Annotated in this window: 21 protein-coding genes and 1 other RNA gene; 8 read left to right on the top strand and 14 right to left on the bottom strand. The window is 57.2% G+C overall.

What is annotated here, in order from left to right:
- Positions 1–51: 51 nt before the first annotated feature.
- The 3 genes from glmM to ftsH all read right to left on the bottom strand — a co-directional run bounded on the left by glmM (position 52) and on the right by ftsH (position 4,259).
- Entirely contained in the window at positions 52–1,395 is a 1,344-nt protein-coding gene (glmM, locus tag FIV08_RS16185) for a phosphoglucosamine mutase (protein ID WP_152439080.1), read from the bottom strand.
- Positions 1,395–2,225 (bottom strand): dihydropteroate synthase, encoded by an 831-nt coding sequence (folP, locus tag FIV08_RS16190; protein ID WP_152439081.1) that lies wholly within the window; start codon positions 2,223–2,225, stop codon positions 1,395–1,397. Before folP ends, glmM begins: the two co-directional genes overlap by 1 nt.
- Before the next feature lie 96 nt (positions 2,226–2,321).
- Positions 2,322–4,259 carry an ATP-dependent zinc metalloprotease FtsH gene (ftsH, locus tag FIV08_RS16195; RefSeq protein ID WP_172972290.1) on the bottom strand — a complete coding sequence of 646 codons (1,938 nt, stop codon included), beginning with the start codon at positions 4,257–4,259 and terminating at the stop codon, positions 2,322–2,324.
- A gap of 397 nt (positions 4,260–4,656) precedes the next feature.
- Between ftsH and yhbY the strand changes: the two genes are divergently transcribed.
- Positions 4,657–4,965, top strand: coding sequence for a ribosome assembly RNA-binding protein YhbY (gene yhbY, locus FIV08_RS16200; protein WP_058092544.1), 309 nt, complete (start codon positions 4,657–4,659; stop codon positions 4,963–4,965).
- Positions 4,966–5,109: 144 nt separating this feature from the next.
- On the opposite strand, the gene greA is transcribed toward yhbY, so the two are convergent.
- The 7 genes from greA to grpE form a co-directional block, all read right to left on the bottom strand.
- Entirely contained in the window at positions 5,110–5,589 is a 480-nt protein-coding gene (gene greA, locus FIV08_RS16205; RefSeq protein WP_082780474.1) for a transcription elongation factor GreA, read from the bottom strand.
- A gap of 4 nt (positions 5,590–5,593) precedes the next feature.
- Positions 5,594–8,812: a carbamoyl-phosphate synthase large subunit gene (carB, locus tag FIV08_RS16210; protein ID WP_106694149.1), complete on the bottom strand. Its 3,219-nt coding sequence runs from the start codon at positions 8,810–8,812 to the stop codon at positions 5,594–5,596.
- An 81-nt stretch (positions 8,813–8,893) separates the two neighbouring features.
- The gene (gene carA / locus FIV08_RS16215; RefSeq protein ID WP_228715442.1) at positions 8,894–10,024 is read right to left on the bottom strand and encodes a glutamine-hydrolyzing carbamoyl-phosphate synthase small subunit; all 1,131 of its coding nucleotides are present in this window, start codon (positions 10,022–10,024) and stop codon (positions 8,894–8,896) included.
- A 382-nt stretch (positions 10,025–10,406) separates the two neighbouring features.
- On the bottom strand, positions 10,407–11,210 hold the full coding sequence (gene dapB / locus FIV08_RS16220; protein ID WP_152439083.1) for a 4-hydroxy-tetrahydrodipicolinate reductase: 804 nt from the start codon (positions 11,208–11,210) through the stop codon (positions 10,407–10,409).
- A gap of 11 nt (positions 11,211–11,221) precedes the next feature.
- The gene (gene dnaJ, locus FIV08_RS16225; protein WP_058092540.1) at positions 11,222–12,346 is read right to left on the bottom strand and encodes a molecular chaperone DnaJ; all 1,125 of its coding nucleotides are present in this window, start codon (positions 12,344–12,346) and stop codon (positions 11,222–11,224) included.
- A 78-nt stretch (positions 12,347–12,424) separates the two neighbouring features.
- Positions 12,425–14,350, bottom strand: a complete 1,926-nt coding sequence (dnaK, locus tag FIV08_RS16230; protein ID WP_152439084.1) for a molecular chaperone DnaK — start codon at positions 14,348–14,350, stop codon at positions 12,425–12,427.
- A 92-nt stretch (positions 14,351–14,442) separates the two neighbouring features.
- On the bottom strand, positions 14,443–15,039 hold the full coding sequence (gene grpE, locus FIV08_RS16235; protein ID WP_061330645.1) for a nucleotide exchange factor GrpE: 597 nt from the start codon (positions 15,037–15,039) through the stop codon (positions 14,443–14,445).
- Positions 15,040–15,302: 263 nt separating this feature from the next.
- Between grpE and recN the strand changes: the two genes are divergently transcribed.
- Positions 15,303–16,982, top strand: coding sequence for a DNA repair protein RecN (recN, locus tag FIV08_RS16240; RefSeq protein ID WP_152439085.1), 1,680 nt, complete (start codon positions 15,303–15,305; stop codon positions 16,980–16,982).
- Positions 16,983–17,041: 59 nt separating this feature from the next.
- Here the strand turns inward: recN and fur are convergent, their stop codons facing one another.
- The gene (fur, locus tag FIV08_RS16245) at positions 17,042–17,461 is read right to left on the bottom strand and encodes a ferric iron uptake transcriptional regulator (protein ID WP_106694153.1); all 420 of its coding nucleotides are present in this window, start codon (positions 17,459–17,461) and stop codon (positions 17,042–17,044) included.
- Positions 17,462–17,583: 122 nt separating this feature from the next.
- Here fur and FIV08_RS16250 point away from each other — a divergent pair, with 122 nt between their 5' ends.
- Entirely contained in the window at positions 17,584–17,916 is a 333-nt protein-coding gene (locus FIV08_RS16250; protein ID WP_152439086.1) for an outer membrane protein assembly factor BamE, read from the top strand.
- 4 nt (positions 17,917–17,920) lie between these two features.
- Here the strand turns inward: FIV08_RS16250 and FIV08_RS16255 are convergent, their stop codons facing one another.
- The 3 genes from FIV08_RS16255 to FIV08_RS16265 are packed head-to-tail and all read right to left on the bottom strand — an operon-like array spanning position 17,921 to position 20,301.
- On the bottom strand, positions 17,921–18,199 hold the full coding sequence (locus FIV08_RS16255; protein WP_058092534.1) for an RnfH family protein: 279 nt from the start codon (positions 18,197–18,199) through the stop codon (positions 17,921–17,923).
- Positions 18,199–18,645, bottom strand: a complete 447-nt coding sequence (locus FIV08_RS16260; RefSeq protein ID WP_061330648.1) for a type II toxin-antitoxin system RatA family toxin — start codon at positions 18,643–18,645, stop codon at positions 18,199–18,201. Before FIV08_RS16260 ends, FIV08_RS16255 begins: the two co-directional genes overlap by 1 nt.
- A 60-nt stretch (positions 18,646–18,705) precedes the next feature.
- Positions 18,706–20,301 (bottom strand): sodium-dependent transporter, encoded by a 1,596-nt coding sequence (locus FIV08_RS16265; RefSeq protein ID WP_152439087.1) that lies wholly within the window; start codon positions 20,299–20,301, stop codon positions 18,706–18,708.
- A 181-nt stretch (positions 20,302–20,482) separates the two neighbouring features.
- Here FIV08_RS16265 and smpB point away from each other — a divergent pair, with 181 nt between their 5' ends.
- From smpB to FIV08_RS16290, 5 genes are all read left to right on the top strand, one after another.
- A complete protein-coding gene (gene smpB / locus FIV08_RS16270; protein ID WP_058092531.1) occupies positions 20,483–20,965 on the top strand; it encodes an SsrA-binding protein SmpB in 483 nt (160 codons plus the stop codon).
- Positions 20,966–21,103: 138 nt separating this feature from the next.
- Positions 21,104–22,522 carry a wax ester/triacylglycerol synthase family O-acyltransferase gene (locus FIV08_RS16275; RefSeq protein WP_152439088.1) on the top strand — a complete coding sequence of 473 codons (1,419 nt, stop codon included), beginning with the start codon at positions 21,104–21,106 and terminating at the stop codon, positions 22,520–22,522.
- A gap of 70 nt (positions 22,523–22,592) precedes the next feature.
- Positions 22,593–22,957: a transfer-messenger RNA gene (ssrA, locus tag FIV08_RS16280) on the top strand.
- Between the two features lie 162 nt (positions 22,958–23,119).
- Positions 23,120–23,560, top strand: coding sequence for a hypothetical protein (locus tag FIV08_RS16285; RefSeq protein WP_152439089.1), 441 nt, complete (start codon positions 23,120–23,122; stop codon positions 23,558–23,560).
- Between the two features lie 261 nt (positions 23,561–23,821).
- Positions 23,822–24,112 carry a DNA-binding protein gene (locus tag FIV08_RS16290; protein WP_228715443.1) on the top strand — a complete coding sequence of 97 codons (291 nt, stop codon included), beginning with the start codon at positions 23,822–23,824 and terminating at the stop codon, positions 24,110–24,112.
- Positions 24,113–24,179: the final 67 nt, after the last annotated feature.

Raw genomic sequence — 24,179 nt, forward strand, 5'->3', positions numbered from 1 at the left:
CGAACTATACAGCAGACATTTGTCTCGCACAACCCGCCCTATTCCACAAAATCAGGGTGTTGAACGCTCCACGACGAGGGCCAGCTGCTCGGCAACCCGGGCAATGTCATCGGCATTCTGACCTTCTGCCATCACCCGAATCAGGGGCTCCGTTCCCGACGCCCGCAACAGGATTCTGCCGGCCTCGCCCAGGTCAGCCTCTGCCCTGCGCATCGCCTCAACGATGTCTGACCGGCTGAGCGGATCAAATCGCTGGGCCACCCGCACATTCACCATCGTCTGGGGCAACTTGGCCATACCCTGACGTAGCTCTCCCAGGGTCTTGCCAGACCGGCGAACCGCCAACAGCACCTGCAACGCAGAGACAATACCGTCGCCGGTACTGGTGCAGTCACGAATCACCATATGGCCGGAGCCTTCTCCGCCAATAATCCAGTTGTTGGCCAGCAGCCGCTCCATCACATAACGGTCACCCACATTGGCACGCTCGAATTCGATGCCAATCTCGCGCAGCGCCAGCTCAACCCCCAGATTGGTCATCAGGGTTCCAACCACGCCACCGTTCAACCGACCTTCAGCATGACGCTGGGAGGCCAGAATAAACAGCAATTCGTCTCCATCCACCTCGGAGCCGTCCCGGTCGACCATCAGCACACGGTCGCCATCGCCATCGAAAGCAATGCCCAGATCAGCCTGCTTCTCAGCAACGGTTTGTTTCAGAGCATCCAGGTGGGTCGACCCCACATTGAGATTGATATTCAGCCCGTCCGGTTCTGCGCCAATCACCGAAACCCTGGCTCCGAGCTCTTTAAACACCTTGGGGGCAACGTGGTATGTGGCGCCATGGGCACAGTCGAGCACGATATGCAGTCCATCGAGGGTAAACTCATTGGGCACCGTACTCTTGCAGAACTCCACGTACCGGCCCGGGGCGTCGTCGACACGGCTTGCCTTGCCCAGCTCATTGGGCTCGCACACCTGAATCGGCTGCTCGAGCCAGCGCTCGATCTCAGCCTCCAGGGCGTCATCGAGCTTGGTGCCGTTAGCCGAGAAGAACTTGATGCCGTTGTCGTGGTGCGGGTTATGAGAGGCACTGATCACAATGCCTGCAGATGCCCGAAACGTTCGGGTCAGGTAGGCAATGGCCGGCGTCGGCATCGGGCCAAGCAACTTCACGTCCACCCCCGCAGCAGACAATCCCGCCTCAAGTGCGGATTCAAACATGTAACCTGACAAGCGGGTATCCTTTCCAATCAGCACGCTGTTTCGCTGGCCCTGCCTCTTGAATGCCTGGCCTGCTGCCCACCCAAGGTGCAACATAAACTCCGGGGTAATCGGACTTTCGCCCACTCTCCCCCGGATTCCGTCGGTTCCAAAATACTTGCGCTGGGACATCAGATTGCCTCCTTAACTGCCGTCACGACCTTGACGGCGTCCACCGTCTCCCGCACATCATGCACCCTGAGGATGCTTGCGCCTTTCATGGCGGATATTGTCGCGGCAGCGAGGCTTGCCGGCAACCTTTCGTTGACGTCTCGGCCGGTAATCGCTCCGAGCATGGATTTCCGGGACACCCCGATCAACAACGGATGCCCCAGCAAATGCAACTGCTCCAGAGTCGCCAACAACTGGATGTTGTGCTCAACGGTTTTCCCGAAGCCAAATCCCGGGTCCAGGATGATGTTTTCCGGCCGCACGCCGGCTTTTTCTACCACCCGCATCCGTTCGGTCAGAAACGAACTCACGTCGCGCCGGACGTTATGGTATCGGGGGTTATCCTGCATGGTGTCCGGCTCACCCTGGATGTGCATGATGCAGACGGGTACGCCGGCTTTGGCCGCCACTTCCGGTGCACCCTCTCGCTGGAGCGCCCGCACATCGTTGATCAAACCGGCACCGAGACTGACCACTTCCGCCATCACCACGGGGTTGCTGGTATCCACTGAAATCACCGTATCCAGCTCACGGGCAATGGCCTCCACCACGGGGCAAACCCGGTCCAGTTCTTCCTGGGTTGACACTGGTGCGGCGCCGGGCCGGGTTGATTCACCGCCAACATCAATAAACGAGGCGCCGTCTTCGACCATGGTCCTGGCGCGAACGAGCGCGGCATCGGCGGTATTGAAACGACCACCATCAGAAAAGGAATCGGGCGTAACATTGAGAATCCCCATCACCTGGCAACGGGACAGGTCTACCGAACGGCCAGCAAAATTCATTTTCATAGCAGGTATTCCGAAGTTTTCTGTTCAGGGGTAACAAAAACAAACGCCGCCCGGAGGCCGGGCGGCGCTGTATTTGACTAGGCCTTGCGCGTGCGATCAGTGCTCGCCGGCGGGCCTGCCTACTCCGGGCTGACGCCCGTCATCCGATGACCGGGGCTCCGGAGCTGGCTCTTCAGCTTTCACTCCGCCGGTGGGACCACTATCGCCCCAGTTTTTCGGGGGCCGCGGCTCTTTGCCTGCCATGATGTCATCGATCTGGTAGCGATCAATGGTCTCGTACTTCATCAGGGCCTCAGCCATCAGGTCCAGCTTGTCACGGTTCTCAATCAGGATCTGCTTGGCCGTGGCATAACACTCATCAATGATATTTCGAACTTCCTCATCAATCCGCTGGGCGGTCTCCGGAGAGTGATGGGAGTGCGACTGGCCGGCAGAACGACCCAAGAACGGCTCTTCGCTGTCGGTATCGTACTGCAGGGGACCCAACTTTTCCGACAACCCCCACTTGGTGACCATGTTGCGGGCCAGGCTGGTGGCACGTTCGATGTCGTTGGAGGCGCCAGTCGTCACACCGTCAAAGCCAAGCGTCAGCTCTTCGGCAATTCGGCCACCGAACAGACTGCAGATTGAGCTGGTCAGGTAGCGCTTGGAGTGACTGTACTTGTCCTCTTCCGGCAAGAACATGGTCACACCCAGAGCGCGCCCCCGGGGAATGATACTGACCTTATAGACAGGATCATGTTCAGGCACGAGGCGACCAACAATGGCATGGCCAGACTCGTGATACGCGGTGTTCCGCTTTTCTTTCTCGCTCATCACCATGGATTTGCGCTCGGCGCCCATCATGATTTTATCTTTCGCCAGTTCCAGCTCTTCCATGGAAACCAGACGCTGGTTACGACGCGCCGCGAAAAGGGCCGCCTCGTTCACCAGGTTAGCGAGGTCAGCACCGGAGAAACCAGGCGTACCACGGGCAATAACTGCCGGATCAATACCGTCGGCCAGGGGCACTTTCTTCATGTGCACCTTAAGAATCTGCTCTCGACCAAGAATGTCTGGAAGGCTCACCACCACCTGGCGGTCAAAGCGACCCGGACGCAGCAGCGCAGGGTCCAGAACGTCCGGACGGTTGGTAGCAGCGATCACGATGACGCCTTCGTTGCCTTCAAAGCCGTCCATCTCAACCAACAGCTGGTTCAGGGTCTGTTCACGCTCGTCGTGGCCACCGCCCATACCGGCGCCACGATGGCGACCAACCGCATCAATCTCATCGATAAAAATGATACAAGGGCTTTGCTTCTTGGCCTGCTCGAACATGTCACGAACACGGGAAGCACCCACGCCCACAAACATCTCTACGAAGTCAGAACCGGAGATGGAGAAAAACGGCACTTTCGCTTCACCGGCGATGGCTTTTGCCAGCAGCGTTTTACCAGTACCCGGAGGGCCCACCATCAACACGCCTTTCGGAATGCGGCCACCCAGACGCTGAAACTTGCTCGGGTCACGCAGGAAGTCCACCAGCTCTTTGACGTCTTCCTTGGCTTCGTCGACACCGGCGACGTCGCCAAAGGTAGTTTTGATCTGATCTTCACTGAGCAGGCGTGCCTTGCTCTTGCCAAAGGACATGGGGCCTTTGCCGCCGCCACCGCCCTGCATCTGGCGCATGAAGAATACGAACAACGCGATGATGATCAGAATCGGGAAGGCAGCCACCAAAAGCTGCGTCCACAGGCTCTGGCGCTCAGGCTCCTTGCCGATCACTTCGACGCTATTGGCGAGCAGATCATCCATCAGTTTGTTGTCAGAGACCTGCGGGCGAATGGTCTGGAACTGGGAACCGTCACCACGGACACCCTGCACCTGAAGACCGTCAATGGTCACTTGCCGGACCTGGCCCTGCTGGACCATCTCCACAAACTGGGAATAGTTGACTTGTTGGCCGGTGGTGGTGGGAGAGAAATTCTGAAACACCATCAACAGCACGGCGGCTATGATTAGCCAGAGAACCAGATTTTTTGCCATATCGTTCAAGGATCATCACCTGTGAATTGCGGGGCTGTAGCCATGTGGCCGCCAACCCTTTTCCGACACCTTACACCAATTGTACGCCTGTCCACCAGAAACGGCCCATCCGTATCGACCACAGACCCGCTGACTGACCCCGCAAAAACACAATCTGAGGACTGTAACCAGCACCACTTGAGATTTCTGAAACCTTTGACCCTGACCGCACAGGAAGGTTCCGGCCGACAACCGACAGGGCGCCAGGACCCGTCATCCCGCTGTGCACCGCGCCAGCGGGCGCGATTGTAGGTGATTACGACCATTTTTAGCGGGAATCTATCTGTTACAATTGCGAAATTATACGACGTCGTCAGCCGTTTCGCCGCTGACCTTTTGTTAATTGCACCGATAAAGAGATTACATCATGAGTCTTTCTCCGGAACAGCGCCGGGAATACCGGGCGATTGCCCACAATCTGAAGCCCGTCATTATTGTTGGCGATAAAGGCCTGTCTGAGGGCTTGCAGGATGAGCTTGAGCGCGCCCTGAATGATCATGAGCTGATCAAGATCAAGGTGGCCAGCACTGATCGCGAGGCGCGCCAGGAAGCGATTCAGGCGTTGTGCGAGAGCTCCGGGGCGGAGCTGGTGCAGACGATTGGTAAGATTGCGGTGATTCTGCGGCGGGCCAAGAAACCTAATCCGAAGTTGTCGAATTTGTTACGGAATAAGTAATTTTTCGCCAGGGATGATGTAAAAAGCCGCGCTGGGGAGTGCGGCTTTTTTTGTTTGGCTTGGGAGATCGGCGGGGTAAAAGGGGGTCAGTCCCCGTTCGGGGACAGACCCGTAAGACAGACCCGTAGGACAGACCCTTTGACCCTAGACGTACTCTACTTCGGAGATTTCGTATTCTACGGTGCCGGAGGGGATGCGGATGGCGACTACGTCGCCTTCGTTCTTGCCTATCAGCGCACGGGCAATCGGTGAGGATACAGACAGCTTGCCGGCCTTGATGTCGGCTTCGTCTTCGCCAACGATCTGGTATTTAACCTCTTCGTCGGTGTCCATGTTCACCAGGTGTACCGTGGTGCCAAAGATCACCTTGCCGGTGTTCTCCATGGTGGTCACATCGATCACCTGGGCTACCGACAGCTTGCCTTCGATTTCCTGAATCCGGCCTTCGATGAAGCTTTGCTGCTCACGGGCGGCATGATACTCAGCATTCTCCTTGAGATCACCGTGCTCACGGGCGTCGGCGATTGCCTGAATCACCCGGGGACGATCTTCGGACTTCAGCTTTTTCAGCTCCTCGCGCAGGCGGGCTTCGCCCGCCTTGGTCATGGGTACTCTGTCAGCCATAGTCTTACTTTCCTGCGTGTAGATCCTGGAGGCGACGTACTGTGCGCTCCGGGCCAAATTTGATGGCCCGACAGAAGGCTTCGCCGCCTGCCAGTGTGGTTGTGTAGGTCACCTTGGTCTGCAGGGCGGACTGGCGAATCTGGGCCGAGTCGGAAATCGCCTTGCGACCTTCAGTGGTATTGATAATCAGCTGAACCTGACCATTCTTGATGGCGTCAACAATGTGCGGGCGACCCTCGCGAACCTTGTTTACCCGCTCCACGGCAACACCTTCGGCTTCCAGCGCCTTGGCAGTGCCAGTGGTGGCAATCACTTTGAACCCGGCCTCAACCAGGTCACGAGCCACCTTCGCCGCACCGGGCTTGTCGACATCCCGCACAGACATGAACGCGGTACCCTGGGCAGGCAGGCGCTCACCGATGGCCAGAGCCGCCTTGGCAAAGGCTTCGTCGAAGCTGTCGCCCAGACCCATCACCTCACCGGTGGACTTCATTTCCGGCCCAAGGATCGGATCTACCGCCGGGAACTTGTTGAACGGGAATACCGATTCTTTTACCGCATAGTAAGTCGGCACGATTTCCTGGGTGAAGTTCAGTTCTTTCAGGGTCTTGCCGGACATTACCCGGGCCGCCACTGCCGCCAGGGACACACCAATGGCCTTGGAGACAAAGGGCACGGTACGGGAGGCGCGGGGGTTGACCTCAATCACGTAGATTTCGCCATCCTGCCACGCCAGCTGCACGTTCATCAGGCCGATAACGTCCAGCTCGATGGCCATCTTCCTAACCGCTTCGCGCATTTCATCCTGCACCTCTTTAGGCAGGCTGTATGGCGGCAGCGAACAGGCGGAGTCACCGGAGTGAACACCGGCCTGCTCAATGTGCTGCATGATGCCACCAATGACCACATCTGTGCCGTCGCAGATAGCATCAATGTCTACTTCAACGGCGGCATTCAGGAAGTGGTCCAGCAACACCGGGCTGTCATTGGACACCAGCACCGCGTTACGCATGTAACGCACCAGCTCGGTTTCGTCATAGACGATTTCCATCGCCCGACCACCCAGTACGTAGGACGGGCGCACCACCAGCGGGTAGCCGATTTCGCGGGCCGCCAGGATGCCTTCCTCGTGACTGCGTACGGTGGCGTTTTCCGGCTGTTTCAGCCCCAGGCGCTGGATCATCTGCTGGAAACGTTCACGGTCTTCGGCACGGTCAATGGCATCCGGGCTGGTGCCGATAATGGGCACACCGGCCGCTTCAAGACCACGAGCCAGTTTCAGCGGGGTCTGGCCGCCGTATTGCACGATCACGCCCTTGGGTTTCTCAACGTGGATGATTTCCAGCACGTCTTCCAGGGTGATCGGCTCAAAATACAACCGGTCGGAGGTGTCATAATCGGTGGACACGGTCTCCGGGTTACAGTTGATCATGATGGTTTCATAGCCGTCTTCACGCATGGCCAGGGCCGCGTGCACACAGCAGTAATCGAACTCGATGCCCTGGCCGATCCGGTTCGGGCCACCACCGATCACCACGATTTTCTCGCGATCACTGGCATCTGCCTCGCACTCTTCCTCATAGGTGGAGTACATGTAGGCGGTGTCTGAGGCAAACTCGGCGGCGCAGGTGTCTACGCGCTTGTACACCGGGCGGATGCCCAGATCGTGACGCAGTTTGCGCAGGCTCACCTCGGAAATGCCCAGCAGTTTGGCCAGGCGAGCGTCAGAGAAGCCCTTGCGCTTGAGACGGAACAGGGTGGCCTGATCAATGTCCGCCTTGCCTGCGGATTTCAATGCGGCCTCTTCGCGCACCAGATCTTCAATCTGGACCAGGTACCAGGGATCCACCTTGGTGTGCTGGAACACTTCTTCCACGGTCATGCCGGCACGGAATGCGTCGCCGATGTACCAGACACGGTCAGCGCCCGGCACGTTGAGTTCCCGGGTCAGGGTTTCCCGGGAATTCTCGGAATCCAGGTCATCCAGCTTCTCATCAAAACCTTCAGAACCCACTTCCAGGCCGCGTAGCGCTTTCTGCATGGACTCCTGGAACGTGCGGCCAATGGCCATAACTTCGCCAACAGACTTCATCTGGGTGGTCAGGCGAGCGTCGGCCTGGGGGAACTTCTCAAAGGTAAAGCGCGGGATTTTGGTGACGACATAATCGATGCTCGGCTCGAACGAGGCCGGGGTCACACCACCGGTGATTTCGTTCTGCAGCTCATCGAGGGTATAGCCAATCGCCAGCTTGGCCGCCACTTTGGCAATCGGGAAGCCAGTAGCCTTGGAGGCCAGGGCCGAGGAACGGGACACCCGCGGGTTCATCTCGATCACCACCATGCGGCCGGTGTCCGGGTTGATGCCGAACTGCACGTTGGAACCGCCGGTTTCGACACCGATTTCACGCAGTACCGCCAGCGAGGCGTTCCGCATGATCTGGTATTCCTTGTCAGTGAGGGTCTGGGCCGGTGCCACGGTGATGGAGTCACCGGTATGCACGCCCATGGCATCGAAGTTTTCGATGGAGCAGACGATGATGCAGTTGTCGTTCCTGTCGCGAACAACTTCCATCTCGTACTCTTTCCAACCGATCAGGGACTCGTCAATCAGCAGCTCGTTGGTCGGGGACAAGTCGAGACCACGGGTACAGATTTCCTCGAATTCATCCTTGTTGTAGGCAATACCGCCGCCTGAGCCACCCATGGTGAAGGACGGGCGGATGATACACGGGAAGCCGATGTCTTCGGACGCCGCCCAGGCTTCGGCCATGGAGTGAACGATGGTTGCGCGCGGGCATTCCAGGCCGATTTTTCTCATGGCCTTGTCGAAACGGTCGCGATCTTCGGCTTTGTCGATGGTGTCGGCATTAGCACCGATCATTTCGACGCCATGCTTCTCCAATACACCATGCTTTTCCAGGTCCAGGGCGCAGTTCAGCGCGGTCTGGCCACCCATGGTGGGCAGCAGGGCGTCCGGTTTTTCTTTCTCGATGATCTTTTCGACCGTCTTCCAGGTGATGGGCTCGATGTAGGTGGCATCGGCCATGGCCGGGTCGGTCATGATGGTGGCCGGGTTGGAGTTCACCAGGATAACCCGGTAACCCTCTTCGCGCAGCGCCTTACAGGCCTGGGCCCCGGAGTAATCGAATTCGCACGCCTGCCCGATCACGATGGGACCTGCGCCCAGGATCAGGATGCTTTGGATGTCTGTACGTTTTGGCATGTCTCGGTAAACCTGTCAGCAACTTTTGAATTCTTTCAGCGCGTACGATGCGCCAGTGAGCTATCTATGATGGCCTTGCCCTCAGGCAGATCGCGCTTCCATCAGCTGGATAAACTCGTCGAACAGGGGCGCCACATCATGGGGGCCCGGGCTGGCTTCCGGGTGACCCTGGAAGCTGTAAGCCGGCTTGTCGGTGCGGCGAATACCCTGCAGCGTGCCGTCAAACAGCGACTTGTGGGTGGCTTCCACATTAGCCGGCAGGGTTGCTTCGTCTACCGCAAACCCATGGTTCTGGCTGGTAATCATCACGGTGCCTTTGGCAATATCCTGCACCGGGTGGTTGGCGCCGTGGTGGCCGTGGCCCATTTTCATGGTTTTGGCGCCACTGGCCAGAGCCAGCAACTGGTGACCGAGGCAGATGCCGAACACCGGGATTTCGGTTTCCAGCACTTGCTGGATAGCCGTGATGGCATAGTCGCAAGGCTCGGGGTCGCCGGGGCCGTTGGACAGGAAGATGCCGTCGGGATTCATGGCCAGCACTTCCGAGGCCGGGGTTTGCGCAGGCACCACGGTGATGTCGCAGCCACGGGCGGCGAGCATGCGCAGGATGTTGAACTTCACACCGTAGTCCCAGGCAACGACCTTGAATTTGGCGGCGGCCTGGTCACCGTAACCGTCTGTGATATCCCACTCGGTCTGGCTCCACTGATAGGATTTCTCGCTGGTGACTTCTTTGGCCAGATCCATGCCCTTGAGGCCTGGGAAGGCTTTCGCCAGTTCCAGGGCGCGCTCGGCGGTGGCGTTCTCGCCAGCAATGATGGCACCGTTCTGGGAGCCTTTGTCACGCAGGATGCGGGTCAGGCGGCGGGTGTCGATGTCCGCAATGCCAACAATGTTGTTGCTTCGCAGGTACTCGCCCAGGCTCTGCTGGTTACGCCAGCTGCTGGCGACCAGGGGCAGATCGCGGATGATCAGACCGGATGCGTGGATGCGGTCTGATTCTACGTCTTCTTCGTTTACACCGGTGTTGCCAATGTGGGGATACGTCAGGGTGACGATTTGGCGCGAGTAGGACGGGTCGGTCAGGATTTCCTGGTAGCCGGTCATGGCAGTGTTGAACACTACCTCGCCGCTGGTTTCTCCGTCTGCGCCGATGGCGGTGCCGTAGAAGAGGCTTCCGTCTGCGAGTGCAAGGATTGCTGGTGTGCTCAAGGCTTGTATCCTCATCGAGTGGCGTAAGTTCGTCACGAACAGGAACGCAAGCGCAAATTCAGGTTGCAAAAAAGCGAGACAAGGTAAAAACCCGGTCCCGCTTTCTTATAAACTTTTCAAAGGTACGCTTGGTGCAGTCAAATCGCCTTATTGTAAGCTATTTTGGCGTTTTCTGTCCACGTCGAATTCTTGCCGGGAGTATGGCGGTTGTCCGGCAGGAGGGCTGGATCGCCTTCCCGAAAAACGCTACGAGCACATCCCTGTGCGCTTCGCTCCGGCCATCCATGGCCTCCGAGATTTTCGGGAAGGCGATCCAGCCCTCCTGCCTCAAAGTCCGCTGTTCCACAGCCGTTCACTCGAGGTCAACTTTCCACGAGGACGTTCAGCCCTTCAGATTCAAGACATCCTGCATGTCATATAGCCCAGCGGCCTTCCCTTTCAACCAGAGTGCGGCCCGCATAGCCCCCTTGGCAAAGGTCATCCGGCTACTGGCCTTGTGGGTGATTTCGATGCGCTCGCCTTCGGTGGCGAACAGAACGGTGTGGTCGCCCACCACGTCGCCGGCACGGATGGTTTCGAAGCCGATTTCCTTGCGGGTGCGTTCGCCGGTGAAGCCTTCGCGGCCGTAGACGGCGCATTCTTTGAGGTCGCGGCCGAGGGCGTCAGCTACGACTTCGCCCATGCGCAGGGCGGTGCCGGAGGGGGCGTCTTTTTTGTGGCGATGGTGGGCTTCGATGATTTCTACGTCGTAGTCGTCACCCAAGGTAGCCGCGGCCGTGCGCAGCAGGTTGAGGACGACGTTGACGCCAACGCTCATGTTGGGGGCGAAGACCACGGGGGTGGATTCGGCGGCCAGGGCCAGCTGTTCTTTTTCAGCATCGGTCATGCCGGTGGTGCCAATGACGATCATTTTGCCGTTGGCGCTGCAGAACTTGGCGTTTTCCAGGGTGAGGTCCGGGAAGGTGAAGTCCACCAGTACGTCGAAGTTGTCTTTAACGTCTTCGAGGCTGCCGGCCATTTTGATGCCGGTTTTGCCGATGCCAGTCATTTCGCCGGCGTCGGCGCCAATCAGGCTGCTGCCTGGCTCAACGATGGCGGCGCCGAGCTCGAGGCCTTCGGTGCCGTCTACGGCTTCGATCAGAACTTTGCCCATGCGCCCGGCGGCGCCGATGATTGCTACCCGCATCTGTTATGCCCTCAGAATTTCATTTCGTCGAAGAAGCTTTTCACACCCTCAAACCAGGAGGTTTTCTTCGGAGCATGGTGGGTGCCGTTGTTGCCGCTCAGGGTTTCCTGGAACTCTTCCAGCAGCTCTTTCTGGCGCTTGGTCAGGTTGACTGGCGTTTCCACCATCACGCGGCACAGCAAATCGCCTGCAGGGCCACCGCGAACGGGGCTAACCCCCTTGTTGCGCAGGCGGAAGAGTTTGCCGGTCTGGGTTTCCGGTGGAATCTTGAGTTTGACCCGGCCATCCAGGGTCGGTACTTCGAGCTCACCGCCCAAGGCTGCATCCACGATGCTGATTGGCACTTCGCAGTATAGATTACGGCCATCACGGGTGAAGATGGAATGCTCGCGCACGGCAATCTGCACATACAGGTCACCTGGCGGCCCACCATCAACGCCCATTTCGCCCTCTCCTGAGAGACGAATCCGATCTCCGGTATCCACACCGGGCGGCACTTTCACAGACAGGGTTTTTTCCTGCCTCACGCGGCCCTGGCCGTGGCACACTTTACAGGGATTCTTGATGACCTGACCGGAGCCCCGGCAGGTCGGGCATGCCTGCTGCACGGTGAAGAAGCCCTGCTGCATGCGAACCTGCCCCATACCCTGACAGGTTCCACAGGTTTCCGGACGGGAGCCTTTTTCAGCACCGCTGCCGTCGCAGGCTTCACACTCTTTGTGGCCAGGAATATTGATCTTTACGGTTTTGCCTTTGACGGCTTCTTCCAGATCGATTTCCAGGGTGTAGCGCAGGTCGGAACCGCGAGTGTTGCGGCCCCGGCCACCGCCACCGAAAATGTCACCGAAGACATCACCAAAGATATCGGAGAAGCTGGCACCACCGCCGCCAAAGCCACCGCCGGCCTGGCCATCCACGCCGGCATGACCAAACTGGTCGTAGGCCGCACGCTTGCTGCCATCGGCAAGAATTTCGTAGGCTTCGCTGGCCTCCTTGAACTTGTTCTCGGCGTCTTTGTCGTCCGGGTTACGGTCCGGATGGTATTTCATCGCAAGCTTTCGGTAAGCCCGCTTTATGTCCTTCTCGTCCGCGTCCCGGGAGACCCCGAGTACTTCGTAATAATCGCGCTTGGCCATGCTTAAAACCCTGTTGCTATAACGCGGAAAACGCGGGGCTTACCCCCGCGTTTTCCAACTACCTGATGTACTTAGGATTTACTTCTTGTCGTCGTCTTTGACTTCTTCGAATTCGGCGTCCACCGCATCGTCAGCCGCCTGGGACTGGGCACCTTCCTGCCCGCCAGCCTGCTGAGCTTGGTCTGCCTGATCCGCGTACATCTTCTGTGCCAACTCGGAAGACACTTCGGTCAGTTTCTGAGTCTTGGTTTCGATGGCTTCCTTGTCAGAGCCGGTCAGGGCTTCTTCCAGATCCTTGATAGCCGCCTCGATAGACTCCTTTTCACTGTCAGAAACCTTGTCGCCGGCTTCGGTCAGGGTCTTGCGCACGGCGTGAACCATGGCATCACCCTGGTTACGGACCTGAACCAGCTCTTCGAACTTGCGATCTTCCTCGGCGTTGGCCTCGGCATCGCGAACCATCTTCTCGATCTCATCATCGTTCAGGCCAGAAGAGGCCTTGATCACGATGGACTGCTCTTTACCGGTGGCCTTGTCTTTGGCAGACACGTTCAGGATACCGTTGGCATCGATGTCGAAGGTTACTTCGATCTGCGGCACACCGCGAGCGGCCGGCGGGATGTCAGCCAGGTCGAAACGGCCCAGAGACTTATTCTGGGCAGCCTGCTTGCGCTCACCCTGGACTACGTGAATGGTGACCGCAGTCTGGTTGTCATCCGCTGTCGAGAAAGTCTGCGACTTCTTGGTCGGGATGGTGGTGTTCTTGTCGATCAGAGGAGTCGCCACGCCACCCATGGTTTCGATACCCAGGGTCAGCGGGGTTACGTCCAGCAGCAACACGTCTTTCACGTCACCGGAAAGAACGGCCGCCTGGATGGCAGCACCCATGGCCACGGCTTCGTCCGGGTTCACGTCTTTACGGGCTTCTTTGCCGAAGAACTCTTTAACCTTTTCCTGCACGAGCGGCATACGGGTCTGACCACCAACCAGGATAACCTCGTCGATTTCAGAAGCCTTCATGCCGGCGTCCTGCAGGGCCACTTTACAGGGCTCCAGGCTGCGATTAACCAGGTCTTCCACCAGGCTTTCCAGCTTGGCACGGGTCAGCTTCACGTTCATGTGCTTGGGCCCAGACGCATCTGCAGTAATGTATGGCAGGTTCACGTCTGTCTGCTGGCTGCTGGACAGCTCGATCTTCGCTTTCTCACCGGCTTCCTTCAGGCGCTGCATGGCCAGGGAATCGCCGCGCAGGTCGATGCCACTGTCTTTCTTGAACTGGTCTGCCAGGTACTCGATGACTTTCAGGTCGAAGTCTTCACCACCCAGGAAGGTGTCACCGTTGGTGGCCAGAACCTCGAACTGATGCTCACCGTCGACATCCGCAATTTCAATAATGGAGAGGTCGAAAGTACCACCACCCAGATCGTATACAGCAACTGTGCGGTCACCGCTCTTCTTGTCCAGGCCATAGGCCAGGGCAGCCGCGGTCGGCTCGTTGATGATACGCTTCACTTCCAGACCGGCGATCTTACCCGCGTCTTTGGTGGCCTGGCGCTGACTGTCATTGAAGTAAGCCGGCACGGTGATAACTGCTTCCGTTACCTTCTCGCCCAGGTAGTCTTCTGCAGTCTTCTTCATTTTCTTCAGAACTTCTGCAGAGATCTGGGGCGGTGCCATCTTCTGGCCCTTCACTTCAACCCAGGCGTCGCCGTTGTCGGCCTTGGAGATCTTGTAAGGCACCATCTTGATGTCTTTCTGAACCACATCGTCCTCAAAACGACGACCGATCAGACGCTTGATGGCGTAAAGGGTGTTATGGGGGTTGGTGACCGCCTGGCGCTTGGCGGACTGACCAACCAGGGTCTCGTTATCGTCGGTGTACGCGATAATGGAGGGAGTCGTACGATCACCCTCAGCATTTTCAATAACCTTTACCTTGTCGCCATCCATGATGGCCACACAGGAGTTGGTGGTTCCCAGGTCGATACCAATAATCTTGCTCATCGAATCACTCCAAATCTTTCTGAATGCTGTCCCAGGGAGGTTTGCCCTGACTGTCGCTGTTTAATCGCTATATTGGCGCTTTAATCGGCTTTTCAAGCCTGCTCGTCGATTTTTGGTGCATCTTCGGCCTTGGCCACAACCACCATGGCGGGACGAACCACGCGACCGTTCAGCAGGTAGCCCTTCTGCACCACGGCAACCACACTGTTCGGCTCGGCATCTGGCGCGGGCACCATAGACATCGCCTCGTGCTGCTGCGGATCGAACGGTTCACCCACCGGGTTCACCTGTTCAACGTTGAATTTCTTGAGGCCGTTCATGAACAGGCCCAAAGTCATTTCCACACCTTCGCGAATGGAGCCAACCAGCTCCCCGGCGTTTTCATGACCTTCAGTACTTTCCACTGCCTTTTCAAGGCTGTCCGCCACCGGAAGAAGCTCTTTCACGAACTTTTCCAGGGCGAACTTGTGGGCCTTTTCCACATCAATTTCGGCACGACGACGCACATTCTGCATCTCAGCCTGGGCTCTCAGCGCCTGGTCCTGATATTCCTGCAACTGCGCCTTCAGCAATTCCAGTTCGGAACCTTCTTCAGCTCCGGCGGTTTCTGCTTCGCCCTGCTCTTCTGTGGCGTTTACCGCCTCGTTCAGCTCGTCTACCTGTTCGTTGCGCTTATCGTCAGCACTCATGACAACTCCTGATGACTTTCCCTGGGCCCGAAGGCCTGCGGCTAAATGAGCCCCGCCTTGCACAGGCAGGAAAATACGACTTTGCGAACGGATATGGGGCCCGCCCCTCAGGTTTCAACCTCAAACGATGCATTCTTTCAGATTTTCACGATTCGATTGTTTGCAAACAGGAAAAACCCTGTATATATTCACAGCAACTGTATAGATCAACAGTGCCCAGACAATTTTCAGAGAGTCTCCAATCCTGAGCGGAGGTTATCGGCATGCTCACACAACTTATGGTCTCCAACTACGCCATCGCTGAACGGGTCGACCTGCATTTCAGCAAAGGCATGACGGCCCTGACCGGTGAAACCGGCGCTGGCAAATCCATTGTTCTGGATGCGCTCAGCCTGGCCATGGGCGGCCGAGCGGATGCCGGTGCCGTGCGCCACGGCGCAAAACGAGCCGATATCACCGCCAGCTTCGACATCTCACGTATTCCGATTGCCCGGCAATGGCTGGAAGAACACGAACTGGATGACAAAGACGACTGCATCCTGCGCCGGACCATCAACAAAGATGGTCGTTCAAAAGCGTTTATTAATGGCCAGCCCTGCCCACTCTCCCAGCTCAAGGAATTGGGCAGCCTGCTGATGGACATTCACAGCCAGCACCAACATCAGTCACTGCTGCAAAAAGACACCCACCGGAAACTGCTGGACGAATTCTCCGGCGCCGAAGACCTGGCAGAGCAAACCCGGGATGCCTGGAAAGCCTGGCATAGAACCAGCCAGAAACTGGAACAACGGCGCCAGAACGCCGACGAGGCAGAGGCAAAACTGCAACTGCTCCGGTATCAGGTGGAGGAGCTGGACCGGCTCGCACTGGGCGACGGCGAACAGGAAACCCTTGAACAGGAACAAGCGCAGCTGAGCCAGGCCGACGCGGTACTGCATAGCAGCCATCAGGCTGCCCTGCTGTGCACTGAGGACGAAACCAGTGCCGCCGACCTGGTGCGTCAGGCACTTCAGCAACTAGAGCAACTCCCAGTGGATGTGCCGGCACTGGCTGACACCATCCAGATGCTGACCGAGGCACAGATCCAGATTTCAGAAGCCGGAGACAACCTTCGGCACTTTGTTGAAGACTACGAAGCAGACCCCGCACGGCTGGCCGAGGTCGAGGAACGCCTGAGCGCCATTTATCAGATGGCCCGAAAGCACCGCATCACACCGGAGGAATTGCCGGAGCTGCATCAACGCCTGTCGAACGAACTGGCAGAGCTGGACGGCGGAGAAGGCAGCCTCGAGCAACTAGAGGCAGAGCAGCAATCCCTGCGCAAACGGTTTGATGAACTGGCCGGGCAACTAACGGCCAAACGGGAGCAGGCGGCGGCGGAACTGGATCAGCGAATTGCTCAGGAGCTTGCACAGCTGAGCATGCCGGCTGTCCAGTTCGTCACCAAACTGGGCCGCAACAGCAATGACGAACCAGCCCCCCATGGGATGGAAGATGTCGAGTTTCTGGTCAGCGCCAACCCGGGGCAACCCGCACGCCCACTGGCCAAGGTTGCCTCCGGGGGTGAACTGTCTCGGATCAGCCTCGCCATTCAGGTGGTTGTCGCCCAGACCTCTACTACCCCCACCCTCGTATTTGACGAAGTGGACGTCGGTATTGGTGGCGGCACAGCCGAGGTGGTTGGGCGTTTGCTTCGGTCTCTGGGCAGCAACGGCCAGGTACTGTGTGTCACTCATTTGCCCCAGGTAGCAGCCCAGTGTCACCAGCACCTGTTCGTCAGCAAATTCACCGAACAGGACGCAACGTATTCACGCATTGAAACGCTGGATGACCAGGGAAGAATCAGCGAAGTGGCAAGAATGCTGGGCGGCGTAGACATGACAGAGCACACCATTGCCCACGCCCGGGAGATGTTCGTTAAGGGTCAGGCGACCCATCACTGAATCCCCCTCTCGATTCGGAGAGCTGTTGGGGCCGGCGCTTGCTGGCCCCTTTTTTTGACTTATTTCTTGGAAGAACCCAATGGCTTAACGTAGAGGATCAGGCTGTGATCAACAATCTCATAGCCGTGCTCCCTGGCGATCTTCTGCTGGCGCTCCTCGATGATCTCATCCACAAACTCGATCACTTCTCCGGTTTGGGTACATACCATGTGGTCATGGTGATCATCGCCCGCCATTTCGAAGACGGCGTGGCCACCCTCAAAGTTATGGCGCAACACCAGGCCCGCGGCCTCGAACTGAGTCAGCACCCGGTAGACGGTTGCCAGCCCCACGTCATCCCCCTGATCCAGCAGCTTCTTGTAAACATCCTCGGCACTCAGATGGTGCTCTTCGGCGTTCTCCAGAATATTGAAGATTTTGACTCTCGGGAGAGTAACCTTCAAACCGACCTTTCGTAATTCGGCGTTTTCAGATGACATGTTACTATTCACTCTTTGGTGTGCCTCACGGCTTCCGGTATGATGAAGCCGCCGTTCAACGGACTACCCGTTTCACACCTGCTTGATGCAGGCGATTTCAAGATAGAGGATTTCCCCCGGCGATGCAAAAGCTCACCGCTATCGTTCTTATTAGCATTTTATCCTTGTCCGGTTGCGTATTCCCTGGCGTTTACAAAATCAATGTGCAACAGGGGAATATCGTGACCGAAGACGACCTCAAGAGCCTCTCCCAAGGCATGGCCCGCAGTCAGGTTCATGCGGTTCTCGGGTCGCCGCTGATGCTCAATCCGGTGGACCCCTCGCGCGAGTACTACGTGTACACCTTCCAGCGCCGTGGCGGGGATATCCAGGAGCAGCGCATCATCGTCTATTACGAAGGTGACGAGTTCAGCCATTACGACGCGCGACTGCTGGAAGAAACGCCTGCTTACTGATCGTTCAGGCTTTCTTTTTGGCCCGGTTCAGCCGGGCCTGCTTTGGATCTATCTTCAGCGGTCGGTATAGTTCAACCCGGTCTCCCTCGCGCAGCTCATGGCCCGCGGGGTCTTTAATGACTTTCCCAAACACGCCCATATCCGTTGCGTCCGGGTCAATTTCCGGGAAAATATCCGTTATTCCAGACAGCTTCACGGCCTCGATGGCGGTGGTTCCCTCAGGCACTTCAATCGCCACGATTTGCTGCTTGTCTGGCCGGGCATACGCTACCTCTACCTGCATCAAACTACCCCTCCCCGATAAATCTGGTCTGCCCGACGGCAAAAAGCATCCACCATGGTGTTGGCAGCTTGGTTGAATACCGGGCCAAAGGTCATTCGGGACAAGGAGCCCGAAAATTCAAACTCCAGGGTCAGGATCACCTTACAGGCCTGCTCGTTGAGCGCCTTGAAGTGCCACCGACCCCGCAGATTTTTCAGCGGACCATCCACCAGGCTCATCTCGATCGCCTCGGGCATCAACAGCTGATTGCGCGTGGTCAGGCGGTGGCGCACACCGCCCTTGGCAATCTCCAGAGACGCCATGATCTCTGCATCCGTTTGCTCGTGCACCTCTGCCCCGGCGCACCAGGGCAGAAACTCGGGATACCGTGCAATATCATTGACCAGATGGAACATGCGCTCTGCGGAGTGCATGACCAATGCGGTCTTATCAATCTGATGCGCCATGAAAACCGGGGTTCCTGCGTTTTTTGCAACAAAAGAGCCTGACTGGCCTGCGGAGGCCAACTACACACTATGATAAAGGATATCGTCCCCGTTGGGGGCGTTTTCCGCCGGCTGGTTTTCTGCGCCCTGACCAGACGCGTCACCTTCTGGCTCCGCCCCCTCGCTTTGCGGGCTTGCGGGCACGCCGTTACCGTCATCGTTTGCTGTCGCAGGCATCGGGTCTTCCGGCGCGCCATCTTGTGTGCACCAGATGGCTGCGCTGCCGTTATCACACAGGTTTGACAATGAGAACACCGTGTATTGTATGCCAATCCAGGCCACCAGAACCGGCAGAACAAGGCGCATGACCCAATACCAGATCTTGCGAATAGCCACCGGGGTGTTGCCAAGAATCCTTGCGGCATAGCGCCGGGTCAGGCACCAACCGGCAAAGGTGGCAATCAGCAGGGCCACCAGCGGAATCAGGATGCCGCCCGTCGTCAGCTCCAGCCATCGGAACAGGGTGGCACCGGCAAACCGGTAGTCTGCCCAGAGATTGAAAGAGAATAGCGAACCCAGGCCGGCAGCCCACACGGCGACACCGGCAATAACCGCAGACCAACCCCTGGGTGCGCCAGTCCACTCACGGAACCAGCCCACCACAGGCTCCAACAGCGATATGGCGGTCGCCCACACGATCATGAGTACCAGCAAGAACACCGCCGCGATGATCAACTGACTGTGGGGCAACTGGGCCAGCGTGACTGGAAGGGAGACAAACAACAGCCCGAAGCCACGCTCACCATCAAGACTGGCACCATCCAGCGCCACCGAGAACATCATCAGCCCCGCCAGGATGGCCACCAGAGTGTCCATCAACACCACCGCCAGCAATGACCGCTTTAACCGGGTATGTGACGTGCTATAAGCGCCGAAGATCGCCCACACCCCCATCCCAAGGCCAAGGGTATAGAACGCGTGAAAAAAGGCCGCCTTGACGCTATTGAAGCCAACGTCGTCCGGCCGCAACGCCAGGATGTGTTCAATACCCGAATCCAGCCGCCCATGACTGGCCGACAAGCCAAATAACCCCAACATCAACAACAACGCCGCCGGCACCAGAAACCGCAGAGATCGCTCCAGCCCTTTTACCACGCCCTGAGCAGATACCCAGACCACGAGAACCATGAAGAACGCATGCCAGGCCATGAACTCCCGATGCCCACCCGGCCTGGACACCAGGTCCGTCAGGATACCGGTGGCCGCCTCGGGCGTCGCTGCCCTGAAACTGTCTGCTGCCCCAAAGAAGACATAGGCCAGCACGATGCCACCGAACACCGCGGTGAATGACAACACCAGGAATGCGGCAAGCACACTCAACGGGCCCGCCAGGCGCCACAGCGGCGAACAGCCTGCGTCTTTCACCATGCCGTCCATCGCCAGTACAATGCCATGGCGTGAGTGCCGCCCAAGCACCGCCTCAGTCACCATCAGCGGTAGGGTTACCAGCAGCAGGCAGGCGAGATACAGAAAGATGAACAACCCGCCACCGTGAATACTGGCAAGGTATGGAAACTGCCACAGATTGGCCAGGCCCACGGTTGCGCCCACCGAGGCCCAGAAAAACGTGGATTTTCGGGTAAATGACCCGATGGACGTGTGATACTTGCTCGCCATGGCGATCCCTGACAGTCAAATGCGCCCCATTGTAGCCGAAGGCGGCATCCCGGAACGACTGGATCTACAAGCCCGGCGGTGAAATCGTGACCCGTCTGGCAGTCCTGGGCTACAATGCCCGATTTACCGGCCAACAGTCACCCGGCCGGCACACACATTCTTCCGATCCCGGACAGGATTCATGAGCAAGAAGAAAGCAAACGGACCAACCAGCAATACCATTGCCCTGAACAAAAAGGCAAAGCACGAATATCACATTGAAGAGCGCTTTGAAGCCGGCCTTGCCCTGCTGGGCTGGGAAGTGAAATCACTGCGAGCCGGCAAGGCCCAACTGGTGGACGCCTACGTACTTCTGAAAAATGGCGAAGCCTGGTTGTTGGGCGCTCATATCACGCCGCTCAACACCGCATCCACCCATGTCATCGCCGACCCGACCCGTACCCGCAAATTGCTGCTGCACGCAAAGGAAATTGCCAAGATCATCGGCCAGGTCAACCAGGCCGGGCATACCTGTATTCCACTCGCCCTGTACTGGAAAGGCAATAAAGTGAAATGCGAGATTGCCCTGGTGAAAGGCAAGAAGCTGTTCGACAAGCGTGCCACCGAAAAAGAGCGTGACTGGAATCGCCAGAAACAGAGAATCATGCGCGAGGCCAATACCTGAGCCTCGCTGGCACTGTCGCTTTTACCGCCTCTTTCCCGGCCTCGGAATCCCTCCTATACTCAGGTGTTCACACCTGCTCCGATCCCACAGGCAGTACCTGGAGCCCCTGTTAGTTGGCAAACAGCAAAGGGAGGGCTTATGTCATCTGAACGGACTGCAATGACGTCAGTCGACCGATCCTGGCTGCGTATGGACACCCCGGAGAATCCCATGATGATCTCCGCGGTGCTGATGTTTGAGCAACCGATTCCGATCAAACGGCTAAAACGCACACTCGAAGAACGATTTCTGAGATTCAGGCGCTTTCGCCAACGGGTGATTGAGAAGGGCGACAAATGCTACTGGGAAGACGATCCCAACTTTGATCTCGACAACCACCTGCACCGCATTGCACTGCCAGGACAAGCCAGCAAGAAGGAGTTGCAGGAACTGGCCAGCGACTTCAACAGCACGGCACTCGACTTTCGCCGACCACTCTGGCAAATCCACTACATCGATAACTTCAACGGCGGCTGCGCCCTGCTGATCCGCATTCACCACTGCATTGCCGATGGCATTTCACTGGTTCGGGTTCTGCTATCGCTCACCGACCGGACACCAGAACCCAAACTGGAACGCATCGCCAAGAAGGTCGCCATTCCCAAACCCCAGGGCAACGCTGCCACCCGGTTTTTGCACCGTTTGGTGAACAGCAGCCAGGCCGGCTGGCAACAGGCGCAACTGTTCCTGGATTCCGTTCGGCAAGAGCCCAATTACCCCCTGAAACTGGCGCGGACCGCCGGCGGCATCGCCATGGACCTGGCGAAACTCGGGCTGGCCCCGTTTGAGCCGAAAACCAGCCTGAAGAGCCAGTTGGTAGGCCGCAAGAAAGTGGCCTGGGCGGAGCCCCTGGCCCTGGATGACGTAAAACACTGCGCCAGGACCCTGGGTGGAACGGTCAACGACGTATTGCTGTGCGCGGCTACAGGCGCACTGAGCCGGCACTTTACCGAACACAAGCAAACCATACCCGATTGCGGTATTCGCGTTGCAGTGCCGTTCAACCTTCGGCCCCTGGACCAACCCATTGAATCATTGGGCAACCAGTTTGGCCTGGTTCTGGTATGCCTGCCCGTGGAAGTCCATGACCCGTTGATGTGCTTCCGCCAGGTGCAGGAAAACATGAATAGGCTCAAACAGTCCTACCAGGCTCAGGTAACCTACAGCCTGTTGGACCTGTTTGGCCGGGGCCCGGATATTCTTGAGCGCCGGGCCCTGGACCTGCTCAGCAATAAGGCCTCTGCAGTACTGACCAACGTGCCCGGCCCGAGGCATCCGGTTTACCTGGCCGGCAGCAAACTGGTGCAACCCATGTTCTGGGTGCCCCAGAGCGGCAACATCGGCATTGGCATGAGCATTTTCAGTTACGCCGACACCGTGCAGTTCGGCATCACCGTCGACAAGGGCATACAAGCCGACCCGCAAGCAGTGATGAACTACTTCCGGGACAGCTTCCAGCACCTGTACGACGCGGCCATGTCTCACGCCCATGGCCTGCACATTGCACAGGCCTCGTGAACAGGATAAGTACAAATAGTGACAAACAAGCCTTGAAGTCCGGCAAACCGGACACATATACTGATCATAAGGGGACGACATGGCTTCGACGCTGGTGGCGAACCCTTGGGTGCATGTCGAGATGGCAGCCAATCTCGTTAATCCAAAGCTGCAACGCAATAGTCGCAAACGACGAAAACTACGCACTAGCAGCGTAAGCTGCTAGTCGTCCTGACCGGGTCGCCCGTAGCCCGGAAGCAACATCTCAGGACGTCATCGCTTACGGGATGCTCCTTTATCCAGAGCTCACTGGCTAAAGGCTAAGATTTAAAGAGCTCGCCTCTCGCACCCTGGCCTTCGGGTCGCAAGAGGTTAAATTAATAGAAGGACACTAAACATGTAGATCTCAAGGCCTAGTGCTGGCGGACGCGGGTTCAATTCCCGCCGTCTCCACCAACTTCCAAGAGAAAAGCCCCTAAAATCAGGGGCTTTTTTCGTTTCTGCAGCCAGACAATTACACCCAAGCGTCAACCAGGTGTCGACGACAAAGACAAAGCAGCTTGCCTCAGAGCTCCCAACCGCTACCTTCTAAGTAATGTAATTAACAATGAGAAGATCATGGCTCGACGTATCCCAAAATTCATAATGGGGATTTGGTTCATCTATGGCGCAGGAATAGCCAACGGCGGCGTTACCATTACGATAACCCAAACTCCGCCCGAGCCTATCAGCTTCGCTTCTGCCGTAGACTCCTGTAACGATAGCTGGAACAGAATAACTAAGGGAGACAAAGATCTTGAGGGCGTGTTCATATCTAGATTCGGTTCGAAGAATGCCTATCTTAGAAGATGCTCAGAGGATTTAGTCGAGGCTGATCAGCAGAAATTGCGATTTCCGGTAAAAGAAGTTTATTGCGAACTAGAGGCTTACCAGAAAACCATCGAAGCCTACTATGACCAACTTGAGGGACATTCTATCGATTGGAAGAAGTTCCGACTCCTAACAGTTACGTACTCCAGCTCCGGCGATTGCATGAATAAAAGAATTCCAAATTCATGATCATGTACAGAGCCGCTTGGAGTCGCGGAGCAAATTCAAGAGCTTTCTCTAAGTGACCCGAGGCCAAATGGACGTGTAACGCTTGCGCGCCCTTCCGTGAGACCTGTCCGTTGCGCAAAGCGCTCCTGCGTAATAACCGGCGTTGCTAACAAGATGATCTGTTTTTGCTCGTCCACTGTTTTGCACTCTGCTACACTGGATTGCACATATTCACTCAGTAACCCTGACTGAGTACATATTACTTGCTCTATCGGAGTGAGTATGTTTTACTATTTTAAGTTAACTATGATCAGAGAACGGATAATAGAAATCTTCGATGTGCTCGACTTGACCTCTAAGCGGATGGAAGAGCTGACAGGGATCGACCGGTACAAGTGGGGCAATATCAGAGGAAGAAAACAGAAGGTGAACGAGGACTACCTGGAAGCACTAAACCAGGCGTTTCCTCAGTTTTCATATTGGATAATGACAGGACAAACGATTCCGGAAGCTGGCCAAATCAGCCCGGAAATGGAGAAGGCCCGATCAGAAAACAGCCTGAAAATAGGATAGGTTTCTGCCTGGCAGCACGTATCGCCCAGGCTTGGTATGGAGACCGACGAGGGGAACCACAAGAATA

The organism is Marinobacter sp. THAF197a (genome assembly GCF_009363275.1).
In the GTDB taxonomy this organism is placed as follows: domain Bacteria; phylum Pseudomonadota; class Gammaproteobacteria; order Pseudomonadales; family Oleiphilaceae; genus Marinobacter.

Bases quoted from the DNA above. Each gene is read 5' to 3' on its own strand.
- folP (WP_152439081.1), bottom strand. From the start codon at position 2,225: ATGAAAATGAATTTTGCTGGCCGTTCGGTAGACCTGTCCCGTTGCCAG.
- dnaK (WP_152439084.1), bottom strand. From the start codon at position 14,350: ATGAGCAAGATTATTGGTATCGACCTGGGAACCACCAACTCCTGTGTG.
- FIV08_RS16290 (WP_228715443.1), top strand. From the start codon at position 23,822: ATGTTTTACTATTTTAAGTTAACTATGATCAGAGAACGGATAATAGAA.
- recN (WP_152439085.1), top strand. From the start codon at position 15,303: ATGCTCACACAACTTATGGTCTCCAACTACGCCATCGCTGAACGGGTC.
- FIV08_RS16250 (WP_152439086.1), top strand. From the start codon at position 17,584: ATGCAAAAGCTCACCGCTATCGTTCTTATTAGCATTTTATCCTTGTCC.
- yhbY (WP_058092544.1), top strand. From the start codon at position 4,657: ATGAGTCTTTCTCCGGAACAGCGCCGGGAATACCGGGCGATTGCCCAC.
- FIV08_RS16275 (WP_152439088.1), top strand. From the start codon at position 21,104: ATGTCATCTGAACGGACTGCAATGACGTCAGTCGACCGATCCTGGCTG.
- FIV08_RS16255 (WP_058092534.1), bottom strand. From the start codon at position 18,199: ATGCAGGTAGAGGTAGCGTATGCCCGGCCAGACAAGCAGCAAATCGTG.
- smpB (WP_058092531.1), top strand. From the start codon at position 20,483: ATGAGCAAGAAGAAAGCAAACGGACCAACCAGCAATACCATTGCCCTG.
- fur (WP_106694153.1), bottom strand. From the start codon at position 17,461: ATGTCATCTGAAAACGCCGAATTACGAAAGGTCGGTTTGAAGGTTACT.
- glmM (WP_152439080.1), bottom strand. From the start codon at position 1,395: ATGTCCCAGCGCAAGTATTTTGGAACCGACGGAATCCGGGGGAGAGTG.
- FIV08_RS16265 (WP_152439087.1), bottom strand. From the start codon at position 20,301: ATGGCGAGCAAGTATCACACGTCCATCGGGTCATTTACCCGAAAATCC.
- dapB (WP_152439083.1), bottom strand. From the start codon at position 11,210: ATGCGGGTAGCAATCATCGGCGCCGCCGGGCGCATGGGCAAAGTTCTG.
- FIV08_RS16260 (WP_061330648.1), bottom strand. From the start codon at position 18,645: ATGGCGCATCAGATTGATAAGACCGCATTGGTCATGCACTCCGCAGAG.
- greA (WP_082780474.1), bottom strand. From the start codon at position 5,589: ATGGCTGACAGAGTACCCATGACCAAGGCGGGCGAAGCCCGCCTGCGC.
- carB (WP_106694149.1), bottom strand. From the start codon at position 8,812: ATGCCAAAACGTACAGACATCCAAAGCATCCTGATCCTGGGCGCAGGT.
- grpE (WP_061330645.1), bottom strand. From the start codon at position 15,039: ATGAGTGCTGACGATAAGCGCAACGAACAGGTAGACGAGCTGAACGAG.
- dnaJ (WP_058092540.1), bottom strand. From the start codon at position 12,346: ATGGCCAAGCGCGATTATTACGAAGTACTCGGGGTCTCCCGGGACGCG.
- FIV08_RS16285 (WP_152439089.1), top strand. From the start codon at position 23,120: ATGGCTCGACGTATCCCAAAATTCATAATGGGGATTTGGTTCATCTAT.